The 19,359-nt window shown below is 72.3% G+C and carries 12 protein-coding genes; 2 read left to right on the top strand and 10 right to left on the bottom strand.

The window, feature by feature from the left end; translation table 11 throughout:
- Nucleotides 1-84 precede the first annotated feature (84 nt).
- The 8 genes from ACIP2X_RS01585 to ACIP2X_RS01550 all read right to left on the bottom strand — a co-directional run bounded on the left by ACIP2X_RS01585 (nt 85) and on the right by ACIP2X_RS01550 (nt 12,641).
- Nucleotides 85-1,443: a GH1 family beta-glucosidase gene (locus ACIP2X_RS01585; RefSeq protein ID WP_401666056.1), complete on the bottom strand. Its 1,359-nt coding sequence runs from the start codon at nt 1,441-1,443 to the stop codon at nt 85-87.
- A gap of 29 nt (nt 1,444-1,472) precedes the next feature.
- Nucleotides 1,473-2,312, bottom strand: coding sequence for a carbohydrate ABC transporter permease (locus ACIP2X_RS01580; protein ID WP_401668769.1), 840 nt, complete (start codon nt 2,310-2,312; stop codon nt 1,473-1,475).
- Between the two features lie 7 nt (nt 2,313-2,319).
- Nucleotides 2,320-3,321, bottom strand: coding sequence for a carbohydrate ABC transporter permease (locus ACIP2X_RS01575; RefSeq protein WP_401666053.1), 1,002 nt, complete (start codon nt 3,319-3,321; stop codon nt 2,320-2,322).
- 14 nt (nt 3,322-3,335) lie between these two features.
- Nucleotides 3,336-4,652, bottom strand: a complete 1,317-nt coding sequence (locus ACIP2X_RS01570) for an ABC transporter substrate-binding protein (protein WP_401666051.1) — start codon at nt 4,650-4,652, stop codon at nt 3,336-3,338.
- A gap of 369 nt (nt 4,653-5,021) precedes the next feature.
- Entirely contained in the window at nt 5,022-6,062 is a 1,041-nt protein-coding gene (locus ACIP2X_RS01565; RefSeq protein WP_401666049.1) for a LacI family DNA-binding transcriptional regulator, read from the bottom strand.
- A 26-nt stretch (nt 6,063-6,088) separates the two neighbouring features.
- Nucleotides 6,089-8,710, bottom strand: a complete 2,622-nt coding sequence (locus ACIP2X_RS01560; RefSeq protein WP_401666047.1) for a glycoside hydrolase family 3 C-terminal domain-containing protein — start codon at nt 8,708-8,710, stop codon at nt 6,089-6,091.
- Nucleotides 8,711-8,789: 79 nt separating this feature from the next.
- Complete coding sequence (locus ACIP2X_RS01555) at nt 8,790-10,541, bottom strand: discoidin domain-containing protein (protein WP_401666045.1); 1,752 nt, start codon at nt 10,539-10,541, stop codon at nt 8,790-8,792.
- Nucleotides 10,542-11,552: 1,011 nt separating this feature from the next.
- Complete coding sequence (locus ACIP2X_RS01550; RefSeq protein ID WP_401666043.1) at nt 11,553-12,641, bottom strand: DUF1996 domain-containing protein; 1,089 nt, start codon at nt 12,639-12,641, stop codon at nt 11,553-11,555.
- 359 nt (nt 12,642-13,000) lie between these two features.
- Between ACIP2X_RS01550 and ACIP2X_RS01545 the strand changes: the two genes are divergently transcribed.
- A complete protein-coding gene (locus ACIP2X_RS01545; protein ID WP_401666041.1) occupies nt 13,001-14,809 on the top strand; it encodes a coagulation factor 5/8 type domain-containing protein in 1,809 nt (602 codons plus the stop codon).
- Between the two features lie 54 nt (nt 14,810-14,863).
- Here ACIP2X_RS01545 and fusA read toward each other — a convergent pair whose 3' ends face one another.
- Nucleotides 14,864-16,909, bottom strand: coding sequence for an elongation factor G (gene fusA / locus ACIP2X_RS01540; RefSeq protein ID WP_401666039.1), 2,046 nt, complete (start codon nt 16,907-16,909; stop codon nt 14,864-14,866).
- A gap of 350 nt (nt 16,910-17,259) precedes the next feature.
- Nucleotides 17,260-17,946 (bottom strand): DNA polymerase beta superfamily protein, encoded by a 687-nt coding sequence (locus tag ACIP2X_RS01535; RefSeq protein ID WP_401666037.1) that lies wholly within the window; start codon nt 17,944-17,946, stop codon nt 17,260-17,262.
- Between the two features lie 261 nt (nt 17,947-18,207).
- Between ACIP2X_RS01535 and ACIP2X_RS01530 the strand changes: the two genes are divergently transcribed.
- On the top strand, nt 18,208-19,275 hold the full coding sequence (locus ACIP2X_RS01530) for a glycerophosphodiester phosphodiesterase family protein (RefSeq protein WP_401666034.1): 1,068 nt from the start codon (nt 18,208-18,210) through the stop codon (nt 19,273-19,275).
- Nucleotides 19,276-19,359 lie beyond the last annotated feature (84 nt).

The following is a 19,359-nucleotide window of genomic DNA, read 5'->3' as shown; positions in this document are numbered from 1 at the left end:
CCAGTCGTGCAGCCGTGCAGCCGTGGTGGACGCGGACTCCCGCGACCGCGCCCACCACGGGGTCTTCCCGACCCGCCGGTGCCGCTACGCCGCCTCGCGCGCCCGGCCCCGGTGGTCGCGGACGATCTCCGCGTACCGGTGGCCGGCACCCTTGATCGTGCGGACCTGGGTCGCGTAGTCCACGTGGACCAGCCCGAACCGCTTGTCGTAGCCGTACGCCCACTCGAAGTTGTCCAGCAGCGACCAGGCGAAGTACCCCGCCAGCGGCGCCCCCTTGCGGGCCGCCGACGCGCACGCCGCCAGGTGCTGGACCAGGTAGGCCTGGCGCTCCGGGTCGTCGATCGTGCCGTCGGGGCGCACCACGTCCGGGAAGGAGGAGCCGTTCTCCGTGACGTACAGCTTGCGCGGCCCGTACTCCCGCGTCAGGCGCAGCAGCAGTTCCTCGATGCCGCTCGCGTCGATCTCCCAGTCCATGCCGGTGCGCGGGACGCCGTCGAGGCGGACGGTGCTGACGTGGGGCGCGGGGCCGCTCGGGTCGTCGGCGACGGTCTGCGGGAAGTAGTAGTTCAGGCCCAGCCAGTCCAGTTCGGCCCCGATGGCCGCCATGTCGCCCGGCTGTTCGGGGAGTTCCACGCCGTACACCTCCCGCATGTCCTGCGGGAAGCCGCGGCCGTGCACCGGGTCCAGCCACCAGCGGTTGGTGTGGCCGTCCATGCGGCGGGCCGCCGCCAGGTCCTGCGGCCGGTCCGAGGCCGCGTGGATCGTGGAGAGGTTGTTGACGATGCCGACCTGGGCGTGCGGGGCCGCCGCCCTGATGGCCTGCATGCCGAGGCCGTGCGCGAGGAGCAGGTGGTACGAGGCCCGGACCGCCGCCGTCAGGTCCGTCCAGCCGGGGGCCATCTTGCCCTCCAGGTGACCGATCCACGCGGAGCACAGGGGCTCGTTGAGCGTGGCCCAGTGGGACACCCGGTCGCCGAGGCGCTCCGCGACGACGGACGCGTACGCCGCGAAGTGCTCGGCCGTCTCGCGCTCCGGCCAGCCGCCGCGGTCCTGGAGCGCCTGGGGCAGGTCCCAGTGGTAGAGCGTGACCGAGGGGGTGATGCCCGCCTCCAGCAGACCGTCGACCAGTTCGTCGTAGAAGGCCAGCCCCTTCGGGTTCACCGGGCCGTCGCCGCCCGGTACGACGCGCGGCCAGGCGATCGACAGGCGATATGCGTTGGTGCCGAGCCGGCGCATCAGACCGATGTCCTCGCGCCAGCGGTGGTAGTGGTCGCAGGCGACGTCGCCGTGGTCGTCGCCCGCGATCTTGCCGGGGGTGTGCGAGAACGTGTCCCAGATCGACGGCGAGCGGCCGTCCTCCGCCACGGCTCCCTCGATCTGGTACGCCGAGGTGGCCGTGCCCCACAGGAAGTCGTGCGGGAGTGCGGCGAGGTCGATGGTCACGGAAGTCCTTTCGGAGACTGGTGCGTTGGTCACTTGACGGCCCCGGCCGTCAGCCCGGCGACGAGATAGCGCTGGAGCAGCAGGAAGCCCGCGACCACGGGGACGCTCACCACGAGCGAGGCGGCCATGATCTGGTTCCAGTACACGTCGTTGAGCGTGGAGTAGCCCTGGAGGCCGACCGCGAGGGTGCGGGTGGTGTCGTTGGTCATCACCGACGCGAAGAGCACCTCGCCCCAGGCGGTCATGAACGCGTAGACGGCGACGGCGACGATGCCGGGGATCGCGGCGGGTACGACGACCTGCACGAGGGCGCGCAGCGGGCCGCAGCCGTCCACCAGCGCCGCCTCGTCGAGGTCGCGGGGCACCGAGTCGAAGTAGCCGATCAGCATCCAGATCGAGAACGGCAGCGAGAACGTGAGATAGGTGAGGATCAGTCCGCCCCGCGAGCCGAACAGGGCGATGCCGGTGGCGTTGCCGATGTTGACGTAGATGAGGAACAGCGGGAGCAGGAAGAGGATGCCCGGGAACATCTGCGTCGACAGCACCGTGACCGTAAAGACGCGCTTGCCGGGGAAGTCGTAGCGGCTGACGGCGTAGGCGGCGAAGACGGCGATCACCACCGAGCAGACCGTCGCCGCGCCCGCCACGACCAGGGAGTTCACGAAGTACTTGGCGAGCGGGACCGTCGACCAGATGTCGATGTACGGGCGGACGGTCAGTTCGCTGGGCAGCCAGCGGAACGAGCTGGAGACGTCCTGGAGCGGCTTCAGGGAGCTGGAGACCATGACGTACACCGGCAGCAGGACGAAGCCGGTGAGCAGGGTCAGGAAGATCCGGCGGGTCCACAGGAAGGAGCGGGGTGCCGCCATCGGAGACCTAGACATGGGTGGACCTCCGGCCACGTGACGTCAGCAGCAGGTACACGCCCGTCACGACGAGCAGGAAGAGCAGCAGCAGGACCGACATCGCCGAACCGGCGCCGAAGTTCCAGGTGACGAACGACGACTGGTAGATGTGGATGGAGATCAGGTCGGCCGCCGCCGGTGCCGCCTTGCCGAACAGGACGTACGGCGTGTTGAAGTCGTTGAACGTCCACAGGAACAGCACCAGGACCAGCACCTGGTTGACCGGGCGCAGCGAGGGCAGGGTGATGCGGCGGATCTGCTGCCAGACGCCGGCGCCGTCCAGGGCCGCCGCCTCGTACAGGTCCCTCGGGATGTTCTGCAGGCCCGCCATCACGATCAGGAAGGCGAACGGCCAGCCCTTCCAGACCGAGACGACGAGCAGGGCGATGAAGCTGTTGTCCCCGATCAGCCAGAAGGAGGGCTTGTCGGTGAGGCCCAGCTGGTCGTGCAGGACGTGGTTCACCAGGCCGTTGTCGTGCTGGAACATGAACGCCCAGGTGATGACCGCGGCGTAGACGGGCAGCGCGTACGGGACCAGGAACAGCGCGCGCAGCAGACCCCGGCCGCGGAAGGTGTCCTGCATGCAGATCGCGGCGGCGGTGCCGATGAACCAGCACAGGCCGACGGAGAGGACCGTGAAGGCGCAGGTGACGAGGAACGAGTCGAGCAGCGCCTGGCCCACGGGGGCGTCGAAGTCCACCGACATGCGGTAGTTGTCGACGCCGGTCCACGGGGCGAGACTCCAGTCCCGGATGTAGAACTGGGTCAGTTCCTTGAAGCTCATCACGATGCCGATGACCATCGGCACCAGGTGGACGAGGAGTTCCAGGGCCAGCGCGGGAAGCAGCAGCAGGTAGGGCAGGCCGATCCGGCGGATCCGCCCGGTGCGGCGGCGGGGGCCGCGCGCCGCACCGGGGGAGCTCTTGCCGACCGTCCGCTCACCGGGCCGTGCCGAGGCGGTGGTGGTCGTCATGGTGGTGTCCGGGCTCACTTCGTCGGCATCTGCTGCTGGGCCTTGGCGAGCGCCGCCTTCACCGACTCCGTGGTCACCTCGCGGCCGGCCGCGGCGTCGGCGAACAGTTCCTTGACCGCCGTGCCGACGGCCGTCTCGAACTGGGACTCGTCCGGGACCTGGGGCAGCGCGGAGGCACTGCTCGCCAGGGTCTCGCGCAGCACCGCCGTGGCCGGGGAGTTGAACGCGGCGTCGGACTGGGCGGCCTTGACCGGCGGGATGGAGCCGTACGCCTTGTTGAGGATCTTCTGCTCGGCGTCACTGGTCATGAACTTCACGAACTCGGTGGCGCCGTCGATGTTGTCGGAGTTCTTGAACACCGAGATGTTGATGCCGGCGACCATGGAGTTGGTGTTCTTGCCGGTGCCGGGCTCGCCGGACTGGACGGGGGCCGGGGCGACGCCCCAGTCGTCCTCCTTCATGCCCATGGAGGCGAAGGTGGCCGAGGCGGTCTGCCAGAGCACCATCGACGTCTTGCCCTTGGCGAAGTCGCTCAGCGACTGGTTCTGCGCGTACTCGGCGTTGCCCGGGGCGATGATCTTGTCGCCGGCCATCAGGTCGACGTACTGCTTGACGGCCGCGACCGCGCCGTCGGAGGTGAAGTCGGGCTTGCCGTCGGCGGTGAAGAAGTCGGCGCCGTGCTGCTTGCCGAGGACAAAGACCTGGTGGATGTTGTTCGACAGGTTCGAACCCTCGGCACCGAGGCCCCACTTGCCGTCCTTGGAGATCTTCTTCCCGGTCTCGACCAGCTCGTCCCAGGTGGCCGGGGGCTGCTCTATGCCCGCGTCGGCGAACATCTTCTTGTTGTAGTAGAGCGCGTAGGCCATCGAGTACAGCGGCACGGCGGCCGGGTCCTGTCCCTGGACGCCGGTCGAGCCGAGGGCGGAGTCGACGAAGCGGTCCTTGCCGCCGATCTTGTCGAGGTTCTTCGCGTCCCACGGCAGCAGTGCGCCGGTGGCCTGGAGGGAGGCGCTCCAGGTGTTGCCGATGTTGAGCACGTCGGGGCCCTGGCCGGACGTGGTGGCGGTGAGGATCCGGTTCAGCAGGTCGGACCAGGGCACGACCTCCAGCTCCACCTTGATGCCGGTCTGCTTCTCGAACTTGTCGAGCTCGGGCTGGAGGACCTTCTTGTCGACCTCGACGCTGGCGCCCTGGTTGGAGGCCCAGTAGGTCAGCGTCTTGGGCGAGTCGTTGGACCCGCCGCCCGAGGCGGAACCGCCTCCGCAGGCCGAGGCGGTGAGAGCGAGAGACAGGGTGACGGCGCCTACGGCCGCGGCTCGGATGCTGCGCATGGCTCCTGGTGTCCCTTCCGGGAGTCGAGAAGTCCGAGGACGGCCCGGAGGCGCACGACGCCCGTTCGCGTTCACGCTCCGAAGCCCCTCATGGCTTAATTTAGGACGTGAGTTAAACCTCAAGAGAAAGGCCCGTCAAGATGTCCGGCACCGTCTCTTGACGGCCCCGGCCGCCCGTGGCGCCTGCCGGAGGGACGGGAACGGCGGGCGAGCCGCCGATGACCTGGGACTATGGCCCGGACCTGGGAAAGGACCGGGCGGGGGGCCGTTGTGCAACGGTTGGGTCTCGGCCCGGCGCGGACGCCGGAGCGAGCACCAACTCCTGTAGCCCGTCGGCGTCGGCGTCATGATCCGCCGGAGCGGCGGTGGTCAGGCCGAGTCGCGTACGACGAGCTCGGGATCGAAGATCACCGACGTGGGTTCGGCGCGCGTCCCCCTGATGTGCTCGTCGAGCAGCCGTGCCATCGTCGCCGCCATCTCCTCCACCGGCTGGCGCACGGTGGTGAGCCGTGGCCGGCAGGTGACGGCCACGCTGGAGTCGTCGAAACCGACGACGGCGACGTCCTGCGGGACCCTGCGCCCGTGCTCGCGCAGCACCTGGACGGCGCCCTGGGCCATCAGGTCGTTGGCCGTGAACACGCCGTCCAGATCCGGGTGTTCGGACAGCAGCGAGGTCATCGCCGCCATCCCGCTGTCGACCGTGAAGCCGCCCTCGGCGACCGGCAGGTACGGATGCCCGTGCCGGGCCATGGTGTCGCGGAACCCGGCGAGGCGCTCCTGGCTCGCCGCGACCGCCAGCGGGCCGGCGACGGTGGCGACGCGGCGGCACCCCCGGGCGAGCAGGCACTCGGCGGCGAGCCGGCCACCGTCGCGGTGGGCGAGGTCGACATAGCTGAGCGGTACCGGGCGTCCGGGCCGGGCGAACAGGACCGCCGGCAGCCGGGCGTCGGCGAGCAGCGCGGGCAGCGGGTCGTCCGGGTGCGTGGAGACGACGAGCGCGCCGTCCGCGCTGCCCTGGCGCAGATACGTCACGACCTCCTGACGGGCCTTCGGCGTCTCCGCGAACATCAGCACCGGGTGCATCGAGCGCGGCCGCAGGTGTCCGACCACACCGCCGACCACCCGGCCGAAGAAGGGGTCGGCGAACACCCGCGTGGCGAAGGCGTCCTGCTCGGCGTCCGAGGCGTCGCCCGCCCCCGAGACGACCAGGGCCACGGTGGTGGTGCGCCGGGTAACCAGGGAGCGGGCGGCCTGGTTGGGGGCGTAACCGGTCCGTTCGATGGCCCGGCGGACCAGGTCCTGGATGGCGGGGTCCACGTTGCGGACGCCGTTGACGACCCGGGACACGGTGGCCCGGGAGACCCCGGCCTCCCGGGCGACGTCCTCCAGGGTCGGGGCCTGTCTGCTCATGCCCGCACCCTAAAGGGGGGAGCGGGTCAGGGGGTAGAGCGCTCTCCGGGGGTGCGGTCCGCCTCCCCCGCCGCCACCTCCACGTCCGCCACGAGCGGCAGGTCGCCCGCCGAGCGGCCCGCGAGGACCTCGCAGGGGCCCGGTTCGGTGCGCCAGCCGCCGTGGCCGGTCGACCAGTGGCTCAGGGCCCGTGCCGGGATCCGGACCGTCGCCGTCACCGTCTCGCCGGGGCCGGCGTGGACCGGGGCGTACCCGGCGAGCCAGCGCTCCGGGTAGGCGACACGGCCCTGCGGGCGGGCCAGGTACACCTGCACCACCTCCCTTCCCGTGCGGCTTCCGGTGTTGCGCAGCCGGACGCGCACCGTGAGGTCCTCCCCCGCGGGCGCGACCGGCGGCGCCGTCAGCTCCTCGTACGACCAGGTCGTGTATCCGAGACCGTGCCCGAACCAGTAGGCGGGCGTGCGCCGTTCGCGCAGCCAGGCGCGGTGGCCGACGTGCACGCCCTCGGAGTAGTCGAGCCGGCCGCCGGAGGGGGCGGTGGCCGTGACCGGGGCGTCCGCCAGGGCGGCAGGCCAGGTGGTCGGCAGCCGTCCGCCCGGTTCGGCCCGCCCGAACAGGACGTCCGCGAGGCCGCCGCCGCCCTCCTGCCCGGGGAACCACGCCAGCAGCAGCGCGCCGACCTCGTCGCGCCAGGGCATCTCCACCGGTCCGCCGCTGTTGACCACGGCCACGGTGCGCGGGTTGGCCGCGGCCACGGCGCGCACCAGGGCGTCCTGGGCGCCGCCCAGCGCCAGGCCGGTGCGGTCGCGGCCCTCGCACTCGTCGTGCGCGGTGGTGCCGACGACCACGACGGCCGCGTCCGCCTCACGGGCCGCGCGGGCGGCCCGGGCGAGCGCGTGTGCGACGTCCGGGGCGGGCGGGGCCGCGCTGACGACGGTCGCCCGGCCGGTGCCGGGCGCGAGTTCCCGCCGGGCCAGCAGCAGGGCGTCCTGTCCGACGCCGAGTTCGGCGGTGGCGTACTGGGCGGGCGGATGGACGTGGACCACCGCAGGGTCGTCGGTCAGCGGCGGGAACTCCCCGTCGAGCAGGACCCGGCCGTCCAGTTCGAGGCGCATCCGGCCGAACCCGGCGACGCCCAGTGTCCAACGGCCCTCGGTGCGGGGGCGCAGCCGCGCGCTGATCTCGACGGTGTGCGCGCCGGGCACCAGGCGCGGTTCCAACAGCCGTCCCCCGCTGCGCCGTTCGGCGTACAGCTCGCGTCCGGCGGCGTCGAGCACGCGCAGCAGCACGCCGGGCTGCCCGGAGCGCGGGTCGGAGCAGGTGTCCGCGTCCAGCGGGGGCGGCGGCCCCTCCGGTCGCGGGCCGGGTACGTGGACGACCCGTGCCCGGCCGCGCAGCGCGGCCCGGATGCCGTCCAGGACGGACACCTCGGCTTGCGGGAAGACGCCGGCGCTGCCGCCGCCCTGGGTGCGGGTGCGCGCGGCGTGCGCGCCGAGGACGGCGAGGGTGGGCGGACCCTGCGCGGGCGCCCGCGCAGGGGTGCCTGACGACACCTGGACCACGCGGCCCGCCGACTCCCGGCCCCCACCGCGGCCCGGTCGGTCAAGGGCTCCCGGGGCCGGGGGCTCCTGCGAGGTGCCGGGTCCCAGGTGATCCGGGTCCAGCGGCAGCACACCGCGGTTGGTCAGCAGGACCGTGCCCGCCGTGACCGCCCGGCGTGCCAGTGCCCGCACCTCGCGGGTCCCCCGGCGCGGCACGGCCGGCGGGTGCTCCCCCGCCAGGGCGCCGACGCGAGCGGCCAGGCGCAGCACCCGGCGCGCCTTGTCGGCCACGGCGGACTCGGGCACCTCCCCCTCGGCCACCGCACGGGCGAGCGCCTCGCCCCAGGGACCGTCGGGCCCGGGCATGGCGAGGTCGAGGCCGGCCCGGGCGGTGTCCACCGTGCCGCGCACCGCACCCCAGTCGGACACCACGACCCCGTCGAAGCCCCACTCGCTCTTCAGTGGATCCGTGAGCAGCCCGCTCGCGGTCATGGTCGTGCCGTTGACCGCGTTGTACCCGGCCATGACCAGCCGGACCCCGGCGGCCACCGCCGCCTCGAAGGGGGCGAGGTACACCTCCCTCAGGGCGCGTTCACCGACCCGTACGTCCACGGTGAGCCGGTCGGTCTCGGAGTCGTTCGCCACGTAGTGCTTGGCCGTGGCGGCGACCCCGTGCGCCTGCACCCCCCGGATCAGCGCGGCGCCGATCCGGGCGGTGAGGCAGGGGTCCTCCGAGAAGCACTCGAAGTGCCGCCCGCCGAGCGGGCTGCGGTGCAGATTGAGGGTGGGGGCGAGCAGGACGTCGGCACCCTTGCGGCGCGCCTCGGCGGCGAGCAGTCCGCCGAGACGCTCCACCAGCGCCTCGTCCCAGGTGGCGGCGAGCGCCGTGGCGGAGGGCAGCAGGACGGACGTGTGCCGCTCGTCCCACGACTCGCCCCGTACCCCCGCCGGACCGTCCGACAACACCATCTCCCGCAGCCCGACGGCCGGTTCGGCCCTGGTCCGCCAGGTCGTCGCGCCGCTGAGCAGCGATGCCCTGGCGTGCGGCGTCAGCTTCCCCAGCAGCCGGTCGACGTCGTCCGCCGCCGCTTCGTCGCTCGTCCCCACCTGGTCCCGCTCCTTTCTCGATCAGCCGTACGGAACGGCGGCCGCGCCCCCGCCGGAGGGCCGGCCGCTCGTCCGCCGGTCAGCTGTAGACGCCGAACTCGTACAGCGAGTAGCCGTAACCCGTCCCGCGCGCCGTGCCGTTGACCCGCACATAGCGCCCGGTCCCCGAGACGGCGTGGTCGTCGACCCCTCCGTTGCCGTCGGTCACCGTGCGCACCGTCCGCCAGTTCACCCCGTCGTCGGAGGTCTCGAGGGTGTAGGCACGGGCGTACGAGGTCTCCCAGTGCAGTTGCACGTGCCGGAACGTGGTGCGCGTGCCCAGGTCGACCTGGATCCACTGCGGGTCGCTCCAGTCGCTGGCCCAGCGGGTGGCGGAGTTGCCGTCGACGGCGTTCCCCGGCGTACAGGGGCAGTCGCCGTAACCGGTCTGGTAGGAGGAGGCGGTGGCCGGTTCGCCGAGGGCCACGTTCGTGCCGTCGACGGCGGGCGGCACCACCCGGATCGACCGGGTCTCCACCCCGACGTTGCCCCTGCCGTCGGTGGCCTTGACGTAGATCTTCCACACGCCGGGCCGGTCGGGCGCGGTGACCTTGAGGCGCCCGCCGCCGAGGCTCGTGACCGGCACCGGCGTCAACTGCTTGCTCTGGTCGACGTAGTTGCCGTTGGTCAGCACCTCGTAGGACAACGCGTCCCCGTCCGGGTCGCTCGCGCGTACGGTCAGGACCAGGTCCCGGCCCGCCTGCACCCGTCCCGCGTCGCCCTCGACGCCGAACTCGGAGATCACCGGCGGGGTGTTGTCGCCTGCCGTGGACGCGCCGTAGGCCCTCTTCACGGCGTAGTACGACAGCCGCTTCTCGCCGGCGGGCAGCAGGTTGAACCAGATGCCGCCGAAGTCGTACTCGGTGCCGTAGTGGAACATCGTCGCGCCCAACGCCACGCCCCGGTGGCCGGTGATGCAGTCCCAGGCCCTGGTGTAGCCGTCCGCCTTGGCCCGGTCGGTGGGCTCCAGCGGGACGCCGTTGGCGTCGTCGAGCACCTCCCACTCCCCGGCCGGCCCGGTCTCGGTGACGATGTACGGCTTGGTGTAGCCGCCCTGCTCCCAGGCGGCCCGGACGTCGCAGACGGCGTCGTAGGCGTTGACCGCGTACAGGTCGAGGTCGGGGGCGTTGCGCTTGTAGTACGGCCAGGCGCCGACCCAGGCGTCGGTCGAGGTGACCGGGTGGTTGGGATCGACGGCGTGGATCCTTCGGGTCACGTCGTTGACGAAGGTGGTGTAGGCGTTGCGCTGGCGCTCCAGCTCGTCGCCGCTCCAGCAGTTCTGCAGACCGAGCACGGACTCGTTGCCAACGTTCCACATGAGGACGCCCGGGTGGTCCTTGTACTCCTGCACCCAGCGCGGGAACTCGGCGAGCATCTGGTTCTTGTACGCCGTGTCCGTCACGTAGTTGACGCAACCGCCGCTGCCGGGGCCGCCGCCTGGCTGGAGCCAGAAGCCGGCGACGACCTTGATGCCGTGGGCCGCCGCCGAATCGAGCAGCGGTCTGCTGCTCGCGTCGGTGCCCCAGGTGCGGATGGTGTTGACGCCCATGGACCTGACGTCCGGCATGTAGCGGCCGGCGTCGGCGACGGACGGCCCCCAGGTCAGTCCCTTGACCTGGTACGGGCTGCCGTCCACGGTCAGCTGCCAGGCGCCCTGGCCGCCGGTGACCTTCACGACGCTGCCGGCGGCGTGCGCCTGGCCGGCGGGCAGGGCGGTGAGGGCGCCGGCGGCCAGCAGACCGGCGGTGAGGGGCGCGGCCAGACGACGCGCGCGGGGATGGGCTCGGCTCATGGCGGGTTCTCCGGTGTGGGGTGATGGGGGGACGTGGTGGGGGGGAGGGGGCAGCAGGGGAAGCGTGAGGGTCCCCAGGCCCGTAGGGTCCGCCGGGCCCGTCGGCCGTCGGGCTCGTCGGCCGTCGGGCTCGTCGGCCGTCGGGTCCGTCGGGCTCGTCGGGCTCGTCGGGCTCGTCGGCCGTCGGGTGCGTCGGGCTCGTCGGGGAATGGCGGCCCGGCCGAGGCGAGGGCGGGACCGGCCGGGCCACGGGTCCGTCGGTCCGCCCGGGCCCGCTGGTCCGCCGGGCTCCGTAGGTTCCGCCGGACCCGGTAGGTTCCGCCGGACCCGGTAGGTTCCGCCGGACCCGGTAGGTTCCGCCGGACCCGGTAGGTTCCGCCGGGCCCCGTGGAGTCCGTCGAGTCCGTCGAGTCCCCCGGGTCCGTCGGGGAAGTGGCGCCCCGGCCGAGGCGAGGGCGAGCCCAGCCGGGCCACGGGTCCGTCGGGTCCGCCCGGGCTCCGTAGGTTCCGCCGGGCCCCGTAGGTTCCGCCGGGCCCGCTGGTCCGCCGGGGCCCGTCGGGTCCGTCGAGTCCGTCGGGTCTCCTGGGCCCGTCGGGGAATGGCGGCCCGGCCGTGGCCAGGGCGGGCCCGGCCGGGCCACGGGTCCGTCGGGTCCGCCGGTCCGCCGGGCGCCTTAGGTTCCGCCGGGCCCGCCGGTCCGCAGGACTCCGTAGGTTCCCTCGGGCCCGCTGGTCCGCCGGGGCCCGTCGAGTCCGTCGGGTCTCCCGGGTCCGTCGGGGAAGTGGCGCCCCGGCCGTGGCCAGGGCGAGGCCGGCCGGGCCACGGGTCCGTCAGGTCCGCCCGGGCTCCGTAGGTTCCGCCGGGCCCCGTAGGTTCCGCCGGGCCCCGTGGAGTCCGCCGGGCCCAGTCGAGTCCGTCGAGTCCGTCGGGTCTCCCCGGCCCGTCGGGGAAGTGGCGGCCCGGCCGAGGCGGGGCGGGACCGGCCGGGCCGGACGGTCGAAGGAGGACGGTCAGGGCAGCTCGTAGCGCTCGTTCAGTGCCGCGCCCGCCTCGGGGTGGGTCTCGTCGTAGCCGCGGGCGTTGCACTGGAGGGCGCCGACGACGCAGTGGTCCACCAGCTTCTTGAGCGTCCGCTCGTCCCAGGCGTTGAAGAAGTCGTAGTGGAACGAGTGTGCCGGGCCGCTGGCCAGCCGCACCCGCGACAGGTCGCCGTTGACCGGGAACGCCATCTTGAACTCGATCATCGGCAGCGCGACCGGATGGGTGGCCGGGCAGATGTTGTTGTTGGTGCCGGGATTGACCACCGGGTAGGACATGTGGCTCTGGTGGTCGGGCGTGTCCAGGTACCTGCCGTCCCAGCAACTGGGCGCCTGCATACGGATGTTGACCTGGACGTCGTCCCGGTCGGGGCAGTTGGCGGGGAACTCGACGTTGAAGTAGCTGTCGCCGCACTCCCAGCCCTCGACGAAGCCCTTGTGGCTCCGGAACTCGGCGGCGCTCTGCGTCGGGCTGCCGACGACGAACCGCAGGCCCTTGGGGAAGGGACGCACGCTCGTGTAGTCGGTGACGCCGGCCTTGTAGTAGACGACCTGCGGTCCGACCGGGAGGACGGGCCGGTCGCCGTCGTACATGGTCGGCATCCAGTACGCCGACCGGTCGCCGGGAGCCAGGCACGTGGTGCGGCCGGCGCCGAGCGAGGCGGTGGTGCTGGCCGCGTCGGTGGTGGTGTTGCCCATGAAGGTGTGGTCGTGGGACCTGCCCGGCTGCTGCGGATACACGATCGGGTCGTCGGGCCGGGTGTGGCTGACTGAGCAGTTGGCCTGGAACTCGTGGAAGTAGCGGTGCGGCGGCTCCTTCGTGGACGGGCTGACGCCGGTGACCGGCGGGTTCGCGGGGATGTAGCCGTCACCGTCGGGGTCCTCCGGCGAGGACGCCACCGAGGGGGACATGACGTGGCCGGTGTGTCCTGAGGCGTGCGCGGCGCTACCGCCCCGCGCGGCCCCGTCGTCGCTCGCCGCGATGCCGCCGACGCCGAGCGACGTCAGTAACAGGGCGCTCGCGATGAGGACACCCGAGATGACTTTCGATCTCCGTGGCATGGAGACCTCCTGAGCTCGTCGATGAGTCTCGGAACAGTCGCTGAACGATGTGGGAGAGCGCTCTCCCGCCACGGAATGCTGAGGGCGCGACAGGAGGGCGTCAAGGGATTCGACAGAAGGATCAGCGGACTGCTCACCGCATCTCTTGAATGCAATGCTCGGAGCGCCGGTGCGCCTCATACCCCCGGAAAACCGCCAAAGTGGCGTATGTGCAGGTGATTTGACGCTCCGTCGGTAAAGGAGTCACGGACTGCTGCCGCACCTCTTGACGCCTGGTTCACACGCCTGAAGCATTCACGCCAAGAGAGCGCTCCCCCACCTCCGTTTCGTTCATTTCCCGAACAAGGAGAGTCGCCCCCATGTCCCCTGCCCCCACAGGCCCTGCCACGCCCGAGCCCTCTGCCGTGCGCCGCCGCACCGTTCTCGGCGCCGCTGCCGCCGCCCCCGTACTGGCCTCGCTCGCCATGCCCGCGTCCGCCGCGACCTCGGCGCCCGGCACCGCCCGCAGGTCCCCGCGCGCCCTGCCGGGCGGCGGTGACCTCGGCCCGAACGTCATCGTCTTCGACCCCTCGACGCCCGGAATCCAGGCCAGGCTCGACCAGATCTTCCGGCAGCAGGAGTCCGCGCAGTTCGGCACCGGCCGCTACCAGCTGCTGTTCAAGCCGGGCACCTACCACGGCCTCAACGCGCAGATCGGCTTCTACACCTCCATATCCGGCCTCGGCCTGTCTCCCGACGACACGACCATCAACGGCGACATCACGGTCGACGCGGGCTGGTTCAACGGCAACGCCACCCAGAACTTCTGGCGCTCCGCGGAGAACCTGGCCGTGGTCCCGGTCAACGGCACCAACCGCTGGGCGGTCTCCCAGGCGGCCCCGTTCCGCCGTATGCATGTGCGCGGCAGTCTCAACCTCGCCCCGAACGGCTACGGCTGGGCGAGCGGCGGCTACATCGCCGACAGCCGGATCGACGGCCAGGTCGGCCCGTACTCCCAGCAGCAGTGGTACACCCGGGACAGCGCGGTCGGCGGCTGGGTCAACGCGGTGTGGAACATGGTGTTCTCGGGCGTCGAGGGCGCGCCCGCCGGGAGCTTCCCGAACCCGCCGTACACCACCCTCACCACCACCCCCGTCTCGCGGGAGAAGCCCTTCCTCTACCTGAACGGCAGCGAGTACCGCGTCTTCCTGCCGGAGAAGCGCACCAACGCACGCGGCGTGACCTGGGGCAACGGAACTCCGCGCGGCACCTCGCTGCCGCTGTCCCAGTTCTACGTCGCGAAGCCCGGCGTCTCCGCCGCCACCCTCAACCAGGCCCTGTCGGAGGGCCTGAACCTGCTGCTGACGCCCGGCATCTACCACGTGAACCAGCCGATCCAGGTGAACCGCGCGGGCACCGTCGTCCTCGGCCTCGGCTACGCGACGGTCATCCCGGACAACGGCGTCACCGCGGTGAAGGTCGCCGACGTGGACGGCGTACGGCTGGCCGGGTTCCTGGTCGACGCCGGGCCGGTCAACTCCCCGACCCTGGTGGAGATCGGCCCGAGCGGCAGCTCCCGGGACCACTCGGCCAACCCGATCAGCGTGCAGGACGTCTTCATCCGCATCGGCGGCGCGGGCCCCGGCAAGGCCACCACCAGCATGGTCGTCAACAGCCGGCACACGATCATCGACCACACCTGGATCTGGCGCGCCGACCACGGCGACGGCGTCGGCTGGGAGACCAACCGGGCCGACTACGGCCTCGTCGTGAACGGTCACGACGTGCTGGCGACAGGGCTGTTCGTGGAGCACTTCAACAAGTACGACGTGCAGTGGTTCGGCGAGCGAGGCCGCACGATCTTCTACCAGAACGAGAAGGCGTACGACGCCCCGAACCAGGCCGCCGTCCAGAACGGCTCGATCCGGGGCTACGCCGCCTACCGCGTCGGCGACAACGTCACCACGCACGAGGGCTGGGGCATGGGCAGTTACTGCTACTACAACGTGGCACCCTCGATCGTGCAGCACCACGGCTTCGCCGCACCCGTGCGTTCGGGCGTGCGCTTCCACAACCTGCTCGTCGTCTCGCTCGGCGGCAACGGGCAGTACGCGCACGTCATCAACGACACGGGGGCGCCGACGTCCGGAACGTCCACGGTGCCCTCGACGGTGGTGTCGTTCCCATGACCGCGCGCCGGCGGCGGCCCCGCCCCCGAGGTGGGGGTGGGGCCGCCCTCGGCGCTACCGGCCGGCCGTCGCCGCCGGGGTCACCGGCGCCGGCGCGTACCCGGTGGGCCGGGCGGTGAAGGTGCCGCGGCCCTGGGTGCGGCTGCGCAACCGGGTCGCGTAGCCGAAGAGTTCGGCCAGCGGCACGGTGGCGGTGACGACCGCCGAGCCCGCCCGGGTCCGCGAGCCGGTCACCCGGCCGCGGCGGGCGGCGAGGTCACCGAGGACACCGCCCACGGCGTCCTCGGGCACGGTCACCGTGACCTCGACGACCGGCTCCAGCAGGACCATCGCGCAGCCGCGCAGGGCCTCGCGCAGCCCGTTCCGGCCGGCCGTCCGGAACGCCGTCTCCGACGAGTCCTTCACATGGGTCGCCCCGTCGGTCAGCGTCACGCGCAGCCCGGTCACCGGATGCCCGCCGAGCGGCCCCTCGGTCAGGGCGTCCCGGCAGCCGGCCTCGACGGCACGCACGTACTCCTGCGGCACGCGCCCGCCGACGACCGCCGAGCGGAACGCGAACCCGTCCTCCAGCGGTTCGACGTCCAGCACGACATGGGCGAACTGGCCCGCCCCGCCGTCCTGTTTGACATGCCGGTGGACATGCCCGGCCACACCGCGCCCGACGGTCTCGCGGTACGTCACCCTGGGCCGGCCGACACCCACCTCCAGTCCGTGGCCGCGCCGCAGCTTCTCCACCGCCACCTCCAGGTGCAGTTCGCCCATGCCGGACAGCACGGTCTGCCCGGTCTCGGGGTCGGTCCGCGCGACCAGCGACGGATCCTCCTCGGCCAGCCGGGCGAGCGCCGTGGCCAGCCGTTCGGCGTCGATGGACGTGCGGGCCTCGACGGCCACGGTGACGACCGGTTCGGCCACACCCGGCGGCTCCAGGACGAGCGGCGCGTCCGGCGCGCACAGGGTCGAGCCGGCGCGGGCGGCCTTCAGTCCGACCACGGCCACGATGTCGCCCGCCACGGCCCGGTCCACCTGCGCGTGCCGGTCGGCCTGCACCCGCAGGATCCGCCCGATCCGCTCGGTGCGCCGCGCGCCCGCCTCCCACACGGTGTCCCCCTTCTCCATCGTCCCCGAGTACAGCCGGACGTACGTGAGGCGTCCCGTCGGTGTGGCGCTCACCTTGAACGCCAGGGCCGCGAGCGGCGCCTGCGGGTCGGCCGGGCGCTCCTCGCCCTCGGTGCCGCGCACCGGCGGCACGTCCAGCGGTGACGGCAGGTAGGCCACGACGGCGTCGAGCAGCGGCTCGATGCCGCGGTTGCGGTACGCCGACCCGCACAGGACGACGACGCCGTCACCGCTGCGGGTGAGGTCGCGCAGTGCCGCGGACAGGGTCCGCTCCGACAGCCCGGCGGCCGAGCAGAACTCCTCCAGCGCCTGCGGGTGCAGTTCGGCGACCGCTTCCTCCAGGAGCTGTCGTCGTCGCCGCGCCTCGTCCAGCAGGTCCGGCGGAACCGGTCGCGCCGCGGCGGTCTCGGCGCCCTCGGCCCAGATCAGCGCCCGCATCCGGACCAGGTCGACGACGCCGGTGAAGCCGTCCTCGGTGCCGATCGGCAGCTGCACGACCAGCGGGGCCGGGTGCAGCCGGTCGCGGATCGAGGCGACGGCCGCGTCGAGGTCGGCGCCCGCCCGGTCCAGCTTGTTGACGAACGCGATCCTCGGTACGCCGTGCCGGTCGGCCTGCCGCCAGACGGACTCGCTCTGCGGCTCGACACCGGCTACGGCGTCGAACACGGCGACCGCCCCGTCCAAGACCCGCAGCGAACGCTCGACCTCGTCGGCGAAGTCGACGTGTCCGGGCGTGTCGATCAGGTTGATCCGGTGCCCGTCCCAGGTGCAGCTGACGGCCGCGGCGAAGATGGTGATGCCCCGGTCGCGTTCCTGGGGGTCGAAGTCGGTGACGGTGGTCCCGTCGTGGACCTCGCCGCGGCGGTGGGTGGTGCCGGTGGCGTAGAGGACGCGTTCGGTGAGGGTGGTCTTCCCGGCGTCGACATGGGCGAGGATGCCCAGGTTGCGGACGGCGGTGAGGTGTCGGTCGAGTGCGGTGCGCACGGCCCTTGGCCTTTCGGGTGATGTGTGTGCGTGGGCGGCGCGATGTCCGGACGTGACGTGAAGCGGCGGGCGGGCGTGGGGCGTCGGCGGGTGTACCGACGCGCACGCGCGTGCGCTCAGATGGTCGTCACGGCCTTCCGGTGCCGGCCGCGCAGCGGGCACCGGACGGCCGAGGACACGAGGATCACCTCGTAGCGGGAGCGGGGAACGACGACAGCGGCACGCTCACGCATGGCCTGTCCCCCCTCACTCGGCTCGCTGTTCGACAACGAGGCGAGTGTAGGGAGCCCGGCCCACCGACCGCACGGCATTTTCGACCGGCCCCAGGGCCTGTTGCGAACGAGGGGGTCCTAGGAACCGTCCGCCGTGTAGAAGTGCCGTCGGACCCGTCGCAGCCACGCCTCGGCGGCCCTCTCGTCGGGCTGTTCGGGCAGGACGCCGGGTGTCGCGTCGAACGCCTCCTCGAAGTGGCGCAGCAGCGGCAGCGCCGTCGAGGGGTCGGCGGCGGCCCGCTCGCCGAAGGCGTGGTAGCTCCCGGGGTCCTCGACGCGGATGGTCAGCCGGCCGGTGGCGTACAGCTCGTAGCCCTGGGTGCACAGCCGCTTGAGGTGGCGGGCGTGCTTGGCGGTGCGCCGGAGGCCGACCGGGTCGCCGGCACGGCTGCGGAGCTTGCGGAACTGCTGCGTGGCGTAGCCGAGATAGGCGTCGCGGACCCGGCGGGCGCCGAGCAGGGTCGAGCGGATGCCGATCAGCTCGTCACCGAGGGGGGTCCTGACCTCGTACAACTCCTCGGGCAGCCAGACGAGTTCCATGACGGTCGGGTTGCCGCCGAGCGCGAGGCGGCACCATTTCGCCGCCTCGTGCAGGGTGCGGTCGGGCGCGGTGGTGACGTGGGACTCCTTGGGACCGCGCAGGCCGTGCAGGGTCTCGGTGGGGGCGGCGAACACGCCGAGCCGGTCCACGTCGGAGTCCTCGTGCGCGAGGCCGTACGCGGTCGAGCCGACGACGCCGGACAGCAGGATGTCGGTCACGGTCACGCAGGCCCCCGGTGTCGTGCGCGCGCCCTTCCTTTCGGCGGCAAGAGCGGCGGTGGACCGTCATGATGCCGTGTCCGAAGGGCGGACGGCCTGCCATTTTCCGCCCGGCGGCCCCGTACGGCAGGACCCTCGGGTTCGTCCGGTGTTCACAGCCGCATCACGTCCAGGTCTTCAGGCGCGCCCGGTCTCGAACTAGCGTCCAGGGATCGATCGACCCGATCGACCGCTCGACCAACCCCGACCTTCACCAGTGAGGTTCCGATGTCCGCACGACATGCCCTCGTCGGCCTGGCCCTGCTGCCGGTGCTCGCCGCCCCCGCGGCCGCCCAGGCGACGACGGACGGCCCCCACGCGTCGACCCACAAGGCGCGCTTCGACCTCCAGGCCCACCGCGGCGGCCTGGGCATGACGACCGAGAGCACCCTGCAGGGCTTCGGCAAGGCGCTGCGCCTCGGGGTCTCCACGCTGGAGCTGGACACCCAGGTCACCAAGGACCACAAGGTCGTCGTCACGCACGACCGGCAGGTCAGCGCCCAGAAGTGCCGGGACACGGCTCCGGTCGTCCCGGGCGATGCGCAGTACCCGTACGTCGGGAAGTACATCAAGGACCTGACGCTGGCGCAGATCAAGACCATGGACTGCGGCTTCCAGCAGCTGCCCGGCCACCCCGAGCAGGAGCAGATCGCGGGCGCCCGGATGGCCGAGCTCCGCGATGTGCTGAACCTGGTCAAGCGCTACAAGGCCAAGGACGTCACCCTCAACATCGAGACGAAGGTCGAGGCGGGCGCGCCGGAGCAGACCGCCCCGCGTGAGCTCTTCGTGCGCCGGGTCTTCGAGGAGATCCGCGCCTCCGGCCTGGAGCGCCAGGTCAGCATCCAGTCCTTCGACTGGGGCGCGCTCAAGGCGATGCACAAGCTGGCGCCGCGGTGGCCGCTGGTGGCGCTGACCAACTACGACTTCCTCCAGGTCGGCAAGGAGGGCGCCTCCCCCTGGCTCGGCGGGATCGACGCCGACGACTACGACGGCGACTTCGTGAAGGCCGCCGCGACCGTACCGGGCGTCGAGGCCCTCTCCCCCAACTACGGCTTCCCGCAGAACGGCAAGATCGGCGACCCCGGTTTCCGCTTCTACCCCGACCGCGCGATGATCGACGCGGCGCACGCCCGGGGCCTGAAGGTCGTCCCGTGGACCTGCGACGACCCGGCGACGGTGGCGGCGCTCATGGACATGGGGGTCGACGGCATCATCACGAACTACCCGAACCACGTGCGGGAGCTGATGGCCGACCGCGGGATGCGGCTGCCGAAGCAGTACTTCCCGCGCCACTGACCCGGGGCCCCGTGCGGGCCGGGCGGAGGTCCGGCCCGTCGACGGCGTATCGTCGCCGTCGACGGGCCGGTGAGCACAGGGGTG

It is taken from the genome of Streptomyces sp. NPDC089424, assembly GCF_044749345.1.
In the GTDB taxonomy this organism is placed as follows: domain Bacteria; phylum Actinomycetota; class Actinomycetes; order Streptomycetales; family Streptomycetaceae; genus Streptomyces.
This window is presented reverse-complemented; position numbering and strand designations above follow the sequence as displayed.

What these genes read in the sequence shown, in the direction of transcription:
- ACIP2X_RS01570 (WP_401666051.1), bottom strand. Translation starts at nt 4,652, where the DNA reads ATGCGCAGCATCCGAGCCGCGGCCGTAGGCGCCGTCACCCTGTCTCTC.
- ACIP2X_RS01550 (WP_401666043.1), bottom strand. Translation starts at nt 12,641, where the DNA reads ATGCCACGGAGATCGAAAGTCATCTCGGGTGTCCTCATCGCGAGCGCC.
- ACIP2X_RS01575 (WP_401666053.1), bottom strand. Translation starts at nt 3,321, where the DNA reads ATGACGACCACCACCGCCTCGGCACGGCCCGGTGAGCGGACGGTCGGC.
- ACIP2X_RS01530 (WP_401666034.1), top strand. Translation starts at nt 18,208, where the DNA reads ATGTCCGCACGACATGCCCTCGTCGGCCTGGCCCTGCTGCCGGTGCTC.
- ACIP2X_RS01580 (WP_401668769.1), bottom strand. Translation starts at nt 2,312, where the DNA reads ATGGCGGCACCCCGCTCCTTCCTGTGGACCCGCCGGATCTTCCTGACC.
- ACIP2X_RS01545 (WP_401666041.1), top strand. Translation starts at nt 13,001, where the DNA reads ATGTCCCCTGCCCCCACAGGCCCTGCCACGCCCGAGCCCTCTGCCGTG.
- ACIP2X_RS01565 (WP_401666049.1), bottom strand. Translation starts at nt 6,062, where the DNA reads ATGAGCAGACAGGCCCCGACCCTGGAGGACGTCGCCCGGGAGGCCGGG.
- ACIP2X_RS01555 (WP_401666045.1), bottom strand. Translation starts at nt 10,541, where the DNA reads ATGAGCCGAGCCCATCCCCGCGCGCGTCGTCTGGCCGCGCCCCTCACC.